Below are 14,638 nucleotides of genomic sequence, written 5' to 3' on the forward strand. Positions count from 1 at the left end.
AGAATCATGGGAAGAATCATTGGTATTGATCTGGGCACCACCAACAGTTGCGTCTCCATCATGGAAGGCAACACGCCCAAGGTAATCGAAAACGCCGAAGGCGCGCGCACCACCCCCTCCGTCGTCGCCTATCAGGAAGACGGCGAAGTACTGGTCGGCGCGTCGGCCAAACGCCAGGCGGTGACCAACCCCAAAAACACGCTGTATGCGGTGAAGCGCCTGATCGGCCGCAAGTTCACCGAAAAGGAAGTCCAGAAAGACATCGACCTGATGCCTTACAAGATTGCCGCCGCCGACAATGGCGACGCCTGGGTCGAAGTGCGCGGCAAGCAGATTTCGGCTCAACAGGTCAGCGCCGACATCCTGCGCAAGATGAAGAAAACCGCTGAGGACTATCTGGGCGAGGCGGTGACTGAAGCCGTCATCACGGTGCCGGCCTACTTCAACGATGCCCAGCGCCAAGCCACCAAGGACGCCGGCCGCATCGCCGGCCTGGACGTCAAGCGCATCATCAACGAGCCGACCGCCGCGGCACTGGCCTTTGGTCTGGACAAGAATGAAAAAGGCGATCGCAAGATTGCCGTTTACGACCTCGGCGGCGGCACGTTCGACGTCTCCATCATCGAAATCGCCGACGTCGACGGCGAGAAGCAGTTTGAAGTGCTCTCCACCAATGGCGACACTTTCCTCGGTGGCGAGGACTTCGACCAGCGCATCATCGACTTCATCATTGCCGAGTTCAAGAAAGAGCAAGGCGTGGATCTGGGCAAGGACGTGCTGGCCCTGCAGCGCCTGAAGGAAGCGGCCGAGAAAGCCAAGATCGAACTCTCCAGCAGCGCGCAGACCGACATCAACCTGCCTTACGTGACGGCCGATGCCTCCGGCCCCAAGCACCTGAACATCAAGCTGACCCGCGCCAAGTTGGAAGCCCTGGTAGAAGAGTTGATCGAGCGCACCATTGCGCCCTGCCGCACCGCCATCAAGGATGCAGGCGTCAGCGTGTCCGACATCAACGACGTGATTCTGGTCGGCGGCATGACACGCATGCCCAAGGTGCAGGAAAAGGTCAAGGAATTGTTCGGCCGCGAGCCACGCAAGGACGTCAATCCGGATGAGGCCGTCGCCGTCGGCGCCGCCATCCAGGGCCAGGTGCTGTCCGGCGACCGCAAGGACGTGCTGCTGCTGGACGTGACGCCTTTGAGCCTGGGCATTGAAACGCTGGGCGGCGTCATGACCAAGATGATCTCCAAGAACACCACCATTCCGACCAAGTTCGCGCAGACCTTCTCGACCGCCGATGACAACCAGCCGGCCGTCACCATCAAGGTGTTCCAGGGCGAACGCGAAATCGCCGCCGGCAACAAGATGCTGGGCGAATTCAACCTGGAAGGCATTCCGCCGGCCGCCCGTGGCACACCGCAAATTGAAGTCTCGTTCGACATCGACGCCAACGGCATCCTGCATGTCGGCGCCAAGGACAAGGGCACCGGCAAAGAGAACAAGATCACCATCAAAGCCAATTCCGGCCTGAGCGAAGCGGAAATTCAGCAAATGGTGAAAGACGCCGAACTCAACGCCGCCGACGACAAGAAGAAGCTCGAACTGGTGCAGGCCAAGAACCAGGCCGAAGCCAATGTGCACAGCGTGAAGAAGAGCCTGACCGAATACGGCGACAAGCTCGAGGCCGGCGAAAAGGAAAAGATCGAAGCCGCCATCAAGGCGGTTGAAGACGCTCTCAAAGGCGAGGACAAGACCGCGATCGACGAAAAGAGCACGGCCCTGATGACCGTCAGCCAGAAGCTGGGTGAGAAAATGTATGCCGACATGCAAGCCAAGCAGGCGGCTGAAGCAGCGGCCAGCGGCGGCGGCGATGCCGGTGCGGCCGGCGGCCAAGGTGCTTCGGCCCATGCCGCGGACGACAACGTGGTCGACGCCGAGGTGAAGGAAGTCAAGAAACCCTAACCGACACTAACGCCGAAAACCGTTAGCAGGCGCCGCGTTGAAACCTCCGGAAGTTCAACGCGGCGTTTGTATTGAACCCAAGCATTGAAAGACCATGGCTAAAAGAGACTACTACGAAGTCCTGGGCGTTCCCAAGAACGCTTCCGATGAAGAAATAAAAAAGGCCTATCGCAAGCATGCGATGAAGCATCACCCGGACCGCAACCAGGGTGACTCCTCCAAGGTGGCGGAGGAAAAATTCAAGGAGTCCAAGGAAGCCTACGAAATGCTGTCGGACCCGCAAAAGCGAGCCGCCTACGATCAGTATGGCCACGCCGGCGTCGACCCGAATATGCGGGGCGGTCCCGGCGCGGAAGGTTACGGCGGCTTTGCCGAAGCCTTTGGCGATATTTTTGGCGACATGTTCGGCCAGCAACGCGGCCGCTCCGGCGGCGGGCGCCAGGTGTTTCGCGGCAACGACCTGAGCTATGCCATGGAAATCACGCTGGAAGAAGCGGCCCGCGGCAAGGATGCCCAGATCCGCATTCCCAGTTGGGAAACCTGCGAGCCGTGCCACGGCAGCGGCGCCAAGCCCGGCACCCAGGCCAAGACCTGCGGCACCTGCGGCGGCTCCGGCGCGGTGCAGATGCGCCAGGGATTTTTCAGCGTGCAGCAAACCTGCCCGACCTGCCGCGGCGCTGGCAAGGTCATCCCCGAGCCCTGCACCGCCTGCCACGGCCAGGGCAAGATCAAGAAACAGAAAACGCTGGAAGTCAAGATTCCCGGCGGCGTTGACGGCGGCATGCGCATCCGCAGCGCCGGCAACGGCGAGCCCGGTACCAACGGCGGCCCACCGGGCGACCTGTACATCGAAATTCGCCTCAAGAAGCACGACATCTTCGAGCGCGATGGCGACGACATCCACTGCTCGGTGCCGATCAGCCTGATCACCGCCGCCCTGGGCGGCGAAATCGACGTGCCGACACTGGCCGGCAAGGCCGCCATCGACATCCCCGAGGGCACCCAGACCGGCAAGCAATTCCGCTTGCGCGGCAAGGGCATCAAGGGCGTGCGCGCCAGCTACCCGGGCGACCTGTACTGCCACATCACGGTGGAGACACCGGTCAAGCTCACGGAGCACCAGCGCAAGCTGCTCAAGGAACTCGACGAGTCGCTGAAAAAAGGCGGCAGCAAACATTCGCCCAGCGGAGACAGCTGGACCGACCGCCTGAAAAGTTTCTTCAGTTGACGAAAATCACGCTTCGTCATCAAAAGTGACGTCCAATCAATGCCGCGAAGGATAAAAACCACTTCGCGGCATTTTTTTGTGCATAGTGGCATCTTGGCGGCAAGCAAGTGAGGGGCTATCGACATGAGCGTCAACATTACTTTTCTGGGCGGCGCCGGTACCGTCACCGGCTCCAAGTATTTGCTGCGCCACGAAGGCAAGTGCCTGCTGCTGGACTGCGGCCTGTTCCAGGGCTACAAGCTGCTGCGCCTGCGCAACTGGACGCCCCTGCCGATAGCCCCGGACCAGATCGACGCCGTGCTGCTGACCCACGCCCATCTGGACCACAGCGGCTACTTGCCGGTGCTGGCCAAGGAGGGTTTCAAAGGCCATGTCTACGCCAGCGCCGGCACGCGCGACCTGTGCCGCATTCTGCTGCCCGACAGCGGCCACATCCAGGAAGAAGATGCGGCCTTTGCCAACCGCCATGGCTTCTCCAAGCACGCGCCGGCGTTGCCCCTGTACACGCGCCAGGACGCGCTGGATTGCCTGCATTTGCTCAAGGCTGTTGACGAAGGCGTCACATTCCAGCCGATCCCCGGCTGGCGTGTCACCTTCTCCACTGCCGGGCACATTCTGGGCGCCTCCAGCGTGCTGCTGGAAGTAGCCGGGCGGCGCATCCTGTTCTCGGGCGATCTGGGTCGCACCGACGACCTGATCATGAATCCGCCGGCCAAGGCGCCGCTGGCCGACACGGTATTGATCGAGTCCACTTACGGCGACCGCGAACACCCCAAGGAAGACGTGCTGGCCGAGTTGGGGCCGGCGCTGAAGAAATTGGCCAAGCGCGGCGGCGTGGCGGTGGTTCCGGTGTTTGCCGTGGGGCGGGCGCAGGCCTTGCTGCACGCCATTCATCTGCTCAAGCTGCGCGGCGACATCCCCCATTCGCTACCGGTTTTTCTGGACAGCCCGATGGCGGTGCACACCACCCATCTGTTTGAACACCACCTCGGCGAGCACCGGCTGAGCAGCCCGCAGACGCGTGCCCTGACGCACAGCGCCACCATGATCAACAGCACCGACGAGTCGCGCGCCCTGGCCAGCCGCCACGGCCCGATGGTGATTCTGTCGGCCAGCGGCATGGCCACCGGCGGGCGCGTGCTGCACCACCTGGCCCTCTACGCCGGCGACCACCGCAACATGATCATCCTGACCGGCTTCCAGGCGCCCGGCACCCGCGGCGCCACGCTGGCCAGTGGCGCCAAGTCGGTGCGGATTCATGGGCGCGACGTCGAACTCAATGCCGAAGTAGTGCAATTGCAGTCGGCCTCGGCGCACGCCGATGCCCCGCAGCTTCTGGCCTGGCTGCGCAGCATGCCGCAAGCGCCCAACCAGGTCTACGTGGTGCACGGCGAATTGAATGCGGCAGACGAGCTGCGCAAGCGCATCAAGCACCAACTGGGCTGGCGTGCCATGGTGCCGGAGCACGGCTCCACCTGGCCCACGTGAGGAGGGTGATCCAACATGCCTGAAATCCTGCCAAGCGCCGACGCCGGCACACCGGGCTGGCGCAAATTTTTCGAGTTTGCCGCCGGCACCAAGCCGCTGATCGTCAGCTTCATCGGCGTCCTGCTGATGGCCTTGCTGGTCTTTCCGATGCTGCCGGTGGGTGGCGAGTTGCTGGATGTGAAGCTGTCCTACAGCCTGGCCGAGGCGCAGGCCGCGATGCTGCAATACGGGCCGCACGGCCGCGCCGTCTATGCCTTGGCCAGCCCGACCGTGGACACCTTGTTTCCGATCCTGTACGTGACGTTTTTTGCCGGCTTGCTGTACCGCTTTCGGCCCAGCGAGCGCCTGTGGCTGCTGGCCTTCATCCCGGTTTTTGCCGGCGCCTGGGACTTGTGCGAGAACGCCCAGATCACCACCCTGCTTTTGCAGTTCCCCGACATCTCGGCCCGGCAGGTTGCGCTGGCCTCCTTCTTCACCAGCGTCAAGCATGTCCTGAGTGCCGTGTACGAGCTGACGGCGCTGCTGTGGCTGGCCATTTTCATGGTGCGCCGCTTCAGATAAGCGCTGCTCAAAAAAGGCTCGCCTGGCCCGACAAAAGCGAGCGCCGGAACTGGCTCACGTCGAGTTCGAGCCGTTCCCGGTTCAGGCCCAGCCGGGCGCAGGTTTTCTCGAAGCGTTGCCGCATCAGATCGGCCCACGGCCCGTGGCCCGGCATGCGCGTGGCAAAGTTGCTGTCGTAATCCTGGCCGCCGCGCATCTCCCGCAGGCGCGCCATCACGCGGGCGGCACGCTGCGGGTAGTGCAGTGCCAGCCATTGCTGAAACAGCGCACTCAACTCCCACGGCAGGCGCAGCACGCTGTAGAAAGCGCTGCGCGCGCCGGCCTCGAAGGCGGCTGTCAGCACCTGCTCCATGTCGTCGTTGATGAACGGGATTTGCGGCGCCACGCTGACGCCCACCGGCACGCCCGCCGCCGCCAGGGTGCGGATGACGCGCAGGCGCCGCTGCGGCGCGGCAGCACGCGGCTCCAGCTTGCGCGCCAGCTCGCCATCGAGCGTGGTGATGGTGACGTAAACGGCTGCCAAACGGCGCGCCGCCATCGGTGCCAGCAAGTCCAGATCACGCTCCACGCCGCTGCCCTTGGTCACCAGTGCCAGCGGGTGATGGCAGCGTTGCAGCAGTTCCAGCACGCCGCGCGTGATGCGCAGCCTGCGCTCCAGCGGCTGGTAGGCATCGGTGGCCGAGCCGATGATGATTTGCTGCGGCACATAGCTGCGCGCCGCCAACTCGCGCGCCAGCACGGCGGCCAGATTGCGCTTGGCGATGATCTTGGTCTCGAAGTCCAGCCCCGGCGAAAGGTTCAGGTAGCTGTGCGTGGGCCGCGCGTAGCAGTAGATGCAGCCATGCTCGCAACCCCGGTACGGATTGAGGCCATAGTCGAAGTGAATATCGGGCGAGCGGTTGCGCGTGATGGCGCTCTTGGCGTCTTCATACTGGACCTCGGTTGGCAGCCCGGTATCCGAGGGCACCCCATGCCGCGTGGCATCTTCCAAGCTGCCCCAACCATCGTCAAACGCGTCGCGCGCCACCGATTCGAAGCGATGCGCCAGCCGCGTCGCGGCACCCCGGCCCTTGATGGCGTGGAGGGGAATGACCCATTCACTCATGCCAGGGCGGTCAGCGCACCCATGTTGCCAGGATGCAGCATTTGACCATCGCGCCCGGACCAGCGAATGAAAATCCGGACCCCATAAAGGTAGACCCGCTCGGTACTGAGGCTATAGTGCATGTACCGGATGCGCTCGCGCAACTGATCCAACAGGCGGGTTGATTGCAGCGGAGGGTTGCCGGGTTTCATGGAAAATTTATAACTGGATGTTTATCCAGTATATACAATAAGAACCAAGGCTGCAAGCCGTCTTCAGGAGGATTCAATGTCCAGTTTATCGAGCAACGCCCAGTATCACGAGCAGGTTTTGCTCTGGACATTACGTTAAAAGGCGGCACCGAATGCGTAATCTCTTTTTTACCATTGGCAGCCTCGGAGTTGCGATTGGTGCGGCCCTCTTGGCCGTCGCGCTGCTAGCGTATGTGTTTGTAGGTCGTGAACTTTCCAGCGTTGAGACCGTGGTTGCCATTGCAGTCGCCGGCGTGGTTGGTGGAACCTGGTGGGCGGCAATGCAGCGAAGATTTCGCCATCGGCGTGCGGGCTGAGACAGGCGATGATCTTCTCTGCTCGCCCTTTTAACAGGTTCGTCGATTGGACCCGCAACGGCGGGCCACGCTCTTGCCATTCTTCGCAACTGAGTACGCCGTTGCGGTCCACTCACGGCCGACGTTGGACATCGCACTAGCCATGACTCTCCTTCCCTCTGATCTTACGAGTCTCATTTGGGGCGTTGCCCTTGGCGTAATAGGCGCGTTTGGTACCGGCTTTTTGAAGAAGGCAGGTGAAGAATGCTATTCCTGGATACGAAAGAAGTTCGGCCCGAAGATTCCTGAACAAGCAATAGCTCAACCTCAGGTAGTAATCCAAGTCACAAGGAACGATACCGTGACAGCCACTACCGAGCCGACTCTCAATGACTTGAAGCCGGTATCCATAGAGCGGGTGAGCGGAATTACCTTTGACGAGATAAGAGAAGCAATCAGCAAAGCGCCACCACTCCAGCAAGAGCTCGTCGAGAAGAGTTACGTTGGCCTCCGGGTCGAATGGGACACATATTTCAAGAGTGGCTCTCGTCGAGAAAACGATTTGATCATGTTGTTACTCACAACGGATAACGTAGTGGGTTCCAACACCATTTGGTGCGAAGTTCCTTTCAACGAGTATCGTGAACTTGGCGTCTTGCCAAGGGGCGCACGAATACGAGTGGCCGGAGAAGTAACTAGTGCCAGCCAGTTCGACGTCAAACTCAAAGATGCGCGACTCTACATCTACGGGAAGTGACCGATGTCCAACCCATCATTCCACCGGACGCTGCGCGATGAAGCCGCGCAGCGCCGGTGAATTCAGACGCTAAAGTCCAAGCGATGCTGCCTAGCTCCACCTTCCCCACGTCGCGCGCCTCATCGATAGCGGGCCTGCTGTCAATTGCCGCCGTATGCGCCGGTTTCATTGTTGGCTGGCTCCTGGAGCGCAACGTTGCCTATCTCGTGGCGACTGTGGGCGCCATCGTTGTGGCCCCAATTTGGTTTGAGGCGCCGCCGAGGTTCCGTAGCCCCTTGAAGTTCACCCCGCGTCCTTTGTCCAAAACCTCTGTTGTCCTGACATTGGTGGGCTATCCATTGATGCTTGCCGGGGTGGTTATGAGGTTGATGGCGTGAGCGCTAGTATGTCACTCGACACGGACCCACAACCGCAGCAGGCGGCTTCGCCGCAAGTTGTTGTGATCCGGTCATCTTCACGTTAGAGGGCTTATCACATGCAGCCACCGAAGAGTGAAATCTGCGTTATCTGTGGCGTGAGACCCGCAGAAACCGTTGATCACGTTCCGCCCAAGGGCTTCTTCAAAGGAGTCGAGAACGCGCAGCTGCGAACGGTGCCGGCATGTTGCACTTGCAACAATGGCGCATCGTCCGACGACGAAGACATTCGCTTCTTTATAAGCGCCCAGGTAGGCAAGCAAACAGCAGCGACAAAAAAGCTCTGGGAGGATGGTGCTCACAAAACCATCTTGCGAAAGAGGAAGCTTCGAGAAGCGTTTGTGTCAACTGCCGGAGAGATGACCGTCATTGGGGAAGATGGCGTCCCTGTTACTAGAGTGGCGTTCCGTGTACCTATCAGCACGTACCAGAGGGTCTTTGAGCGCACAACCCGCGGTCTCTATTTCTTCCATACGGGTCGCATACTTCCAGCCGCTGTGCCGGTGGAGGTCACGATCCTAGCTGGCACGCCTAATATGGACAATGAAGACATTCGGATGCTCAAAGTTGAGACAATCGGCGAAGAAGCCTGTGTGTATCGATGGGGAGTTGTCGCGGAAGACGCCGACTGCAGCCTTTGGATCTATCGGCTGCACCAGACACATTGGGCAATGGCCACGACTGGGGCTGTAGAGTGAGGGCGCCCTCTAACTTGTCAATCGACACGGACCCACAACAGCAGGAGGCGGCTTCGCCGCTTGTGTTGGTGGTCCGGTCATCTTTACGTTGACCGCACTTTACTAAGGAGCCTGTTCATGGACCTCAGCGAATTCATCGCCGCGACTCTTAGCGAGATTCAGAAGGGTGTCGAGTCGGCGATAAAGAGCACCATTGCCACTGGTGTGACCGGCGTGATAAACCCGGTATGGGGTACACACGAAGACGTCGGTTCAGGGCAACTTCAGAACGTCCACTTCGACGTTGCGGTGACGGTGGTAGAGAAGGTGACGGGCCAAGTTGATGGAGGAATAAAGGTAGTCGGTGTCAGGCTAGGAGCTAGTGGTTCGGGCACCACAGAATCGACCGAAGTGAGTCGAGTTGAGTTCACCATTCCCATAGTTCCGCCCGTAACGACCGTGTCTAAGAAGTAAGTCCGTGAGAGCTACGCCCCTGCGGTCTAACAGGTCGTTCGACGCGGACACGCACCGGCCAAGGCAGCATGAGATCAACGAAGTTTCAAGGAACCGCCGGATACGTGACCCGTATGTCCGGTGGTGTGGGAGGGAGGGGCCGTGAGGCTTCTTCCTATCCCGATTGACCGCCAAGTCAATATGTCGGACATCGAACCAAAGAACCACGCGCTTGTATTTGGCACACAGGTAAATCAGGGTGCTTTCAAGTGCTGCCCTGAGCCCGATGGCATGCTTGCTCGCTGCCCTTCGTGCGGACACATCTGGGGTGTCTGCCATGAGTGCGATTCTTGGACTCCCGATCTTCTCAGCTCCTCGACATTTCGCCTCTTCTACAACTTCCTTCCGTCGAACGGAGTCCAGGGAAGGTCGTGCCTTTGCGATAGAATTTTCCACGCTTTTCCTCACGTGGAGGGCACGCATGGAAGCATTTGTCGGTGAACTATCGCGCCTGTACCGCCTCGCCAGCGCGGCATCGGTTGAAGAATTTCCGGAACGCGTGGTCACCCAGTTGCGCGACTGGATTGCCTTCGACGGCGCCGTATTCGGCTTTGGCGAATCGGGCGCGAAAGCACTGAAGATCGGCAGCTCCGCCATCTACAACCGCGATCCGGCGATCCTGCAGGATTACGAGCAAGTCTCGCACACCGACCCCACCACGCAAAGATTCATGCAGACGCCCGGCGCCCTCATGAACGTCGATACCCAGTCCGTGTATACCGGCAAGGAAAATCGGCCGGTGGCAAAGTTTTCCAGCAACCACGACCTGCGCCACCTGCTGCTGCTCGGCGAAGAAACAAGCGATCGCAGCCGCTTGCGCTGGATCGTCCTGTATCGCGGCACCAGGAAAGGTTTCGATGCGTATGAATCCAGACGCCTGTCTGCCGCATGGAACCATGTCCTGTGCGCACTGGAACTGAACCGCGCGCGCACGCTCGACCTGCACGCGTTGCCGGATGGGCGACGCGCGCTCGCGCTTGTCAGCCATTCCGGTGCATTTGAAATTGCCGATCCGGCGTTCCTGAAACTGATGCGAGCCGAATGGCGCGACCTGCCGGCAACTCATCTGCCGGCGGCGGCCGTGCCTGCCATGCAATCCGGCAAAGCATTTGTCGGCCGCGCTCTGGAGATCCGTTTCTCCCGTCGCGGCGACTATGTGTTGTGCGAAGCGCGCGCGCAAAAGGCGGGCAGCCGCCTGAGTCCGCGTGAAGCCCAAGTGGCCGAGTATTTTTCCAGCGGCCACAGCAGCAAGGAGATCGCGGCGATGCTCGGGATTTCCCCCAACACCGTGCGTGCGCAACTGGCACGCGTGTATCAAAAGCTGGAGATCAATGACAAGGCGATGCTGGCGTCGTCATTAACGAAAGCGCGCCGGCATGAGCCGTAAGACATCGATGAAACCCTGCTCCGCGCAACCCGCCAAGTCTTTGGTTGCGCATAGTACATTTGGGTGATTCCCCCTCCCCGCCTGCAGCTCTACAGTGGGCTGTCGGTTCAAGTTCGATCGCGCATTCCCGAACTCCGTACCGATTTCAGTAAATCTGGACAGGCAAGCCCTGATCCTTGGTCGTCCTCCGAACGAGGTCCATCCGACCTGGATCAACGCGCGCCTGAACGAGCAATAAACCAAGGAGACCTCCAATGAAAGCAAGCAAGAAATATCTATACCTGTTGTTCCTGTCGCTGGCGCTGCTGATCCAAGGCTGCGGTGGCGGTTCGACCGGCCCGCAGGGTCCGGCCGGAACCAATGGCACCAATGGCACCAATGCCGAGGCCATCGCCACCATCGGCGAAGGCGCGATCATCATCGACGGCGTGCTGCCGGGTGATCCGAAGGAAAGCATCTATGTGCGCAAGGTCGGACACGGCCCGCAAACCATCGTGCTGGTTCCCGGCAACAATACTTCCGGCGCAGCCTTCGACGGCATCATGGGATTTTTCCGATCGGTCGATGCGTTCAACGACGGCTACACCGTGTACACCTTCGACTATCGTGGCAGCGGCAAGTCCAGCTACAACAAGAAGATAAGCTCGTTGAAAGACTTCGCAACGGATTTTGAAAAGGTGATGAACAACATCACCAACTTCCCGACCTCCGGCGTAACGCTGGTCGGTTATTCGATGGGATTCGGCGCCGGCCTGGAAATGCTGATCGCCAATCCCGGGCGCTATTCCAACATCGTCAGCCTGACCGGCATCGGCACGCGCGGCATCCGGGTCAGCTTTAATGCCGGCCAGGCCGGTACCGATCGGGCCGGACAAGTCTGGGCCAACGGCGATTGGCTTAAAGTCAGCAACGACACCAATGGCACCATCGGCGCCGAATTCCAGCAACGCTCGTGGCAAGGCGACCAGCGTACCTTCGGCAACGTCAAGGCCACCTGGGATCTGGTGGTGTACAACGACATCCTGAAGTACGACATCAGCAAGGCGTTCACTGCCGCCGCGGTGACCGACCTTACGTTCACAACGACACCGAACTACACCAATTCCCTGCTCGACGGCTTCAACATCCAGTACATGCCGGAGTCGCTTTACTACTCGCACAAGTTCAACGTCTCGCCATTGAACGTGGTCAAGCCGACGCCGAATGCGGACGGCACGGTGGTCACAATTCCGGGCGACGGCCGCCTGGGCAGCCTCCTTGCCGGAAAGAAGGCGATGCTGGTCAAGGCAACTACCGACTTTGCAAACTGGAGAGGCGATCAGGTCATCTACGACAACTACACGGCCACCACCAAGTACGACCTGAAGCAGGCCGGCGCAACGGTGACCGCGGTGATGATCAATCCGAACCAGGGATACGACCATGGCTTCCCAGTGGCGAAACCGCTGGAGACGGCGCGCCTGATCGATGCCTTCATCAAGGGGAATTTGTCGGCGACGACTGCATCGGCAGCCCTTGGCGGTGCTGGCATCGTTCTGTATCCGAATGCCGAAACAGCCTGGGAGACGGCGACGTTCACCGGATTTTAGGTTGGCTGACTGTCTTGCGACTCTGACTCAGGCCCTCGCAAGAGGGCCTTTTCGCATTGATTGGCCAAGTCCCAATCCGGTTCGACCTCAACACCCTCGCCCATCGATGCGCCGCAACCATCCCACGCACGCGCGATCACCGGCTGAACGACATCATGCAAGAGTTGAAGACCGCCCTGACCCGGTGGAAAGCATATTTCGGTATAGCCGAAGTGTTGAGCCCTCTGCGCGAAATCGACAAATGGGGCTGCCCGAGCTGGCACCGGCCAAGGCCGCATGAGATTAACGAAGTTTCAAGGAACCGCCGGATACGTGACCCGTATGTCCGGTGGTGTGGGAGGGAGGGGCCGTGAGGCTTCTTCCTATCCCGATTGGGCATCATGTGAAAGAGAGTCCACATGATTGACCATACAGGCATCGGCGTTGCAAATATCGCCCGTTCCGCAGCTTTTTACGATGCGGCTTTGGGGGCAATCGATCTCCGCAGAGTCATGCAACTTCCCGAGAACGATGGTGCCGATGCTGTCGGCTACGGCCTCGATTACCCAGTCTTCTGGATTGACCGCTTTCATCCTCACAGCGTCAAGCAGCACACAGCCTTCGTGGCGCGGAGCCGCACGGAGGCTGACGCCTTCTACACGGCGGCTCTTAAGGCAGGTGGAACAGATAATGGTTCTCCCGGGCTTCGCTACACATCCAAAGGCTACCCGCCGGGCTACTACGCCGCGTTCGTGATCGATCCGGACGGCAACAACATGGAGGCAGTCTTCCGTGAAGGCTGACCTGTGACGCGTTGCCGCCCGTTGGGCGTCTTGGAAAAGGGTATCCGCTGTGCTATCTTGTACGGAGAAATAGACTAATGAACGTAATCGACTCAAGAGTCACAAACATCGACCAATTGAAGCTCGAGCATTTCGCAAAAGGCGATAAATTCGAGAGTGACGCCGTACGCATCGGCCCGCTCCTCGGAGCGAAAGAACTCGGTTATTCCTACGATGTCGTTCCCCCCGGAAAGCGCTCGTGCCCTTTCCACAGTCATCGCGGGGAAGAAGAGATGTTCTTTATCGTGAAGGGCAAAGGCACGCTGCGCTACGGCGACGAGACACGGAAGATCCGCGCGGGTGACGTAATCTGCTGCCCGACGGGTGGCCCGGAAACGGCGCACCAGATCATCAACGACTCCGATGCCGAACTTACCTACCTGTCCGTCAGCACCATGTTACCGGCGGAGGTCTGCGAGTATCCCGATTCGAAGAAAATCGGAGCTTTCGGCGGTGGACTGCGTCACATGGCGCGCGCGGGTCACGGCCTCGACTACTGGGTGGACGAGGTGTGAACGTGGTGCATGGCGTGGCTGGGCGGCCGAAATCGTGGACCAAGTCGAACTTCAGTCTACGAACACGTCCAGCGCCCAGCCGTGCAGCGCGCGTAACAGTTCGACGGGGTCGACCGCCTCCGCCAATGCCAACGCGCCGCTGTGCCGGTACGAGGGCGAGAGCAAACGCAGGGCGGCTTGGATCACGATGGGCGCTGTTACCGCGTAGATGTCCTGCCCACGCACGCTGGCCGTCCTGGTCACGCTGTTCTGCACGAGACGCACCTCCAGCTCGAAACGCTGCGCCGAACGCCTGCTGTCGTCCACTGCAGTGGGCGCCGGCGTGGAGGCATTGTGGATGTCGTCAAGCGCCGAGCGGTTGAGCAGCGAGCGGATCGCACCGACCTTCAGGTGATGGGCCAAGGTGATGATCTCGCTGAACGGCAGTTCGACCATGGGCTGCCGACCCAGCGGTGGGGAGAATACCCAGTCCGGCACCTCGGCTGATGGCGCCAGCGGCGCAAGGCGTCCGTTCCTCACCACCACCCGGGGCACCTTGTTGCGCTCGCCGGTCCTGCGCGTGCCGACGGTGGGCCACCAGCGGTCGAGCCCGATCGCTACTGTGATCTGGTCGATGTTGCCGGCAGATGCCAGCGTGCTGGCCAGCAGGTCGGCCAAACCGCCATAGAAGCCGGCCGCCGGAATCACGACCCGGTTGGCGGCGCGTGCCGGTGCATCGAAGTCGGCGAAGGTGGCTTGTGCGCTGGCCTGCTCTGCCGTGACGTCGATGTAGTGGCAACCGGCACGCAGCGCCGCCCGCGCCACAGGCGCCGCGGTGTCGAGAAACGGACCAGCACAGTTGATGACCACCGCACAGCCGGCGAAGGCCTGTTCGAGGCCGACCGGGTCGTCGAGCAGCGCCATGCGCCGGGTAACTGCTGGAGGAAACGTCTCATTGAGCCGCACGATGCTGCGCCCAATCGCTACCACCGGTAGCCCACGCCGCCGCGCTTCATGGACGACAAATTGACCGGTATGGCCGGTGGCGCCATACACGGCGATGAACTTGGCAGTCGAATGCATGTGATCCTTTCCAGAGTACAGACCTGTCTGT

At 60.5% G+C, this 14,638-nt stretch carries 13 protein-coding genes and 1 pseudogene; 11 read left to right on the plus strand and 3 right to left on the minus strand.

Translation table 11 applies throughout. The features are described 5' to 3' along the window. The first annotated feature begins 6 nt into the window (after positions 1–6). From dnaK to PHS32_RS16125, 4 genes are all read left to right on the plus strand, one after another. On the plus strand, positions 7–1,962 hold the full coding sequence (gene dnaK / locus PHS32_RS16110; RefSeq protein WP_301080067.1) for a molecular chaperone DnaK: 1,956 nt from the start codon (positions 7–9) through the stop codon (positions 1,960–1,962). A gap of 94 nt (positions 1,963–2,056) precedes the next feature. Continuing rightward, entirely contained in the window at positions 2,057–3,190 is a 1,134-nt protein-coding gene (gene dnaJ / locus PHS32_RS16115; protein ID WP_301080068.1) for a molecular chaperone DnaJ, read from the plus strand. Positions 3,191–3,313: 123 nt separating this feature from the next. After that, entirely contained in the window at positions 3,314–4,678 is a 1,365-nt protein-coding gene (locus PHS32_RS16120; protein WP_301080069.1) for an MBL fold metallo-hydrolase, read from the plus strand. A 15-nt stretch (positions 4,679–4,693) separates the two neighbouring features. Further along, entirely contained in the window at positions 4,694–5,239 is a 546-nt protein-coding gene (locus tag PHS32_RS16125) for a hypothetical protein (RefSeq protein WP_301080070.1), read from the plus strand. Positions 5,240–5,246: 7 nt separating this feature from the next. On the opposite strand, the gene PHS32_RS16130 is transcribed toward PHS32_RS16125, so the two are convergent. Both PHS32_RS16130 and PHS32_RS16135 read right to left on the minus strand, forming a co-directional pair. Continuing rightward, on the minus strand, positions 5,247–6,344 hold the full coding sequence (locus tag PHS32_RS16130; RefSeq protein ID WP_301080071.1) for a PA0069 family radical SAM protein: 1,098 nt from the start codon (positions 6,342–6,344) through the stop codon (positions 5,247–5,249). Between the two features lie 53 nt (positions 6,345–6,397). Continuing rightward, positions 6,398–6,535, minus strand: a pseudogene (locus PHS32_RS16135) (integrase); the annotation flags it as partial. A 498-nt stretch (positions 6,536–7,033) separates the two neighbouring features. On the opposite strand from PHS32_RS16135, the gene PHS32_RS16140 reads away from it, so the two are divergent. The 7 genes from PHS32_RS16140 to PHS32_RS16170 all read left to right on the plus strand — a co-directional run bounded on the left by PHS32_RS16140 (position 7,034) and on the right by PHS32_RS16170 (position 13,545). Continuing rightward, a complete protein-coding gene (locus tag PHS32_RS16140; RefSeq protein WP_301080072.1) occupies positions 7,034–7,627 on the plus strand; it encodes a hypothetical protein in 594 nt (197 codons plus the stop codon). 475 nt (positions 7,628–8,102) lie between these two features. Then, on the plus strand, positions 8,103–8,741 hold the full coding sequence (locus PHS32_RS16145) for a hypothetical protein (protein ID WP_301080073.1): 639 nt from the start codon (positions 8,103–8,105) through the stop codon (positions 8,739–8,741). A 117-nt stretch (positions 8,742–8,858) separates the two neighbouring features. Further along, the gene (locus tag PHS32_RS16150; RefSeq protein ID WP_301080074.1) at positions 8,859–9,194 is read left to right on the plus strand and encodes a hypothetical protein; all 336 of its coding nucleotides are present in this window, start codon (positions 8,859–8,861) and stop codon (positions 9,192–9,194) included. A 460-nt stretch (positions 9,195–9,654) separates the two neighbouring features. Then, the gene (locus PHS32_RS16155) at positions 9,655–10,620 is read left to right on the plus strand and encodes a helix-turn-helix transcriptional regulator (RefSeq protein WP_301080075.1); all 966 of its coding nucleotides are present in this window, start codon (positions 9,655–9,657) and stop codon (positions 10,618–10,620) included. Between the two features lie 254 nt (positions 10,621–10,874). After that, on the plus strand, positions 10,875–12,209 hold the full coding sequence (locus PHS32_RS16160) for an alpha/beta hydrolase (protein WP_301080076.1): 1,335 nt from the start codon (positions 10,875–10,877) through the stop codon (positions 12,207–12,209). Positions 12,210–12,607: 398 nt separating this feature from the next. Further along, complete coding sequence (locus PHS32_RS16165; protein WP_301080077.1) at positions 12,608–12,991, plus strand: VOC family protein; 384 nt, start codon at positions 12,608–12,610, stop codon at positions 12,989–12,991. 77 nt (positions 12,992–13,068) lie between these two features. Then, entirely contained in the window at positions 13,069–13,545 is a 477-nt protein-coding gene (locus PHS32_RS16170; RefSeq protein WP_301080078.1) for a cupin domain-containing protein, read from the plus strand. 51 nt (positions 13,546–13,596) lie between these two features. Here the strand turns inward: PHS32_RS16170 and PHS32_RS16175 are convergent, their stop codons facing one another. Beyond that, positions 13,597–14,607, minus strand: coding sequence for a saccharopine dehydrogenase NADP-binding domain-containing protein (locus PHS32_RS16175; RefSeq protein ID WP_301080079.1), 1,011 nt, complete (start codon positions 14,605–14,607; stop codon positions 13,597–13,599). Positions 14,608–14,638 lie beyond the last annotated feature (31 nt).

The organism is Rhodoferax sp., from assembly GCF_028714215.1.
GTDB lineage: Bacteria > Pseudomonadota > Gammaproteobacteria > Burkholderiales > Burkholderiaceae_C > Rhodoferax.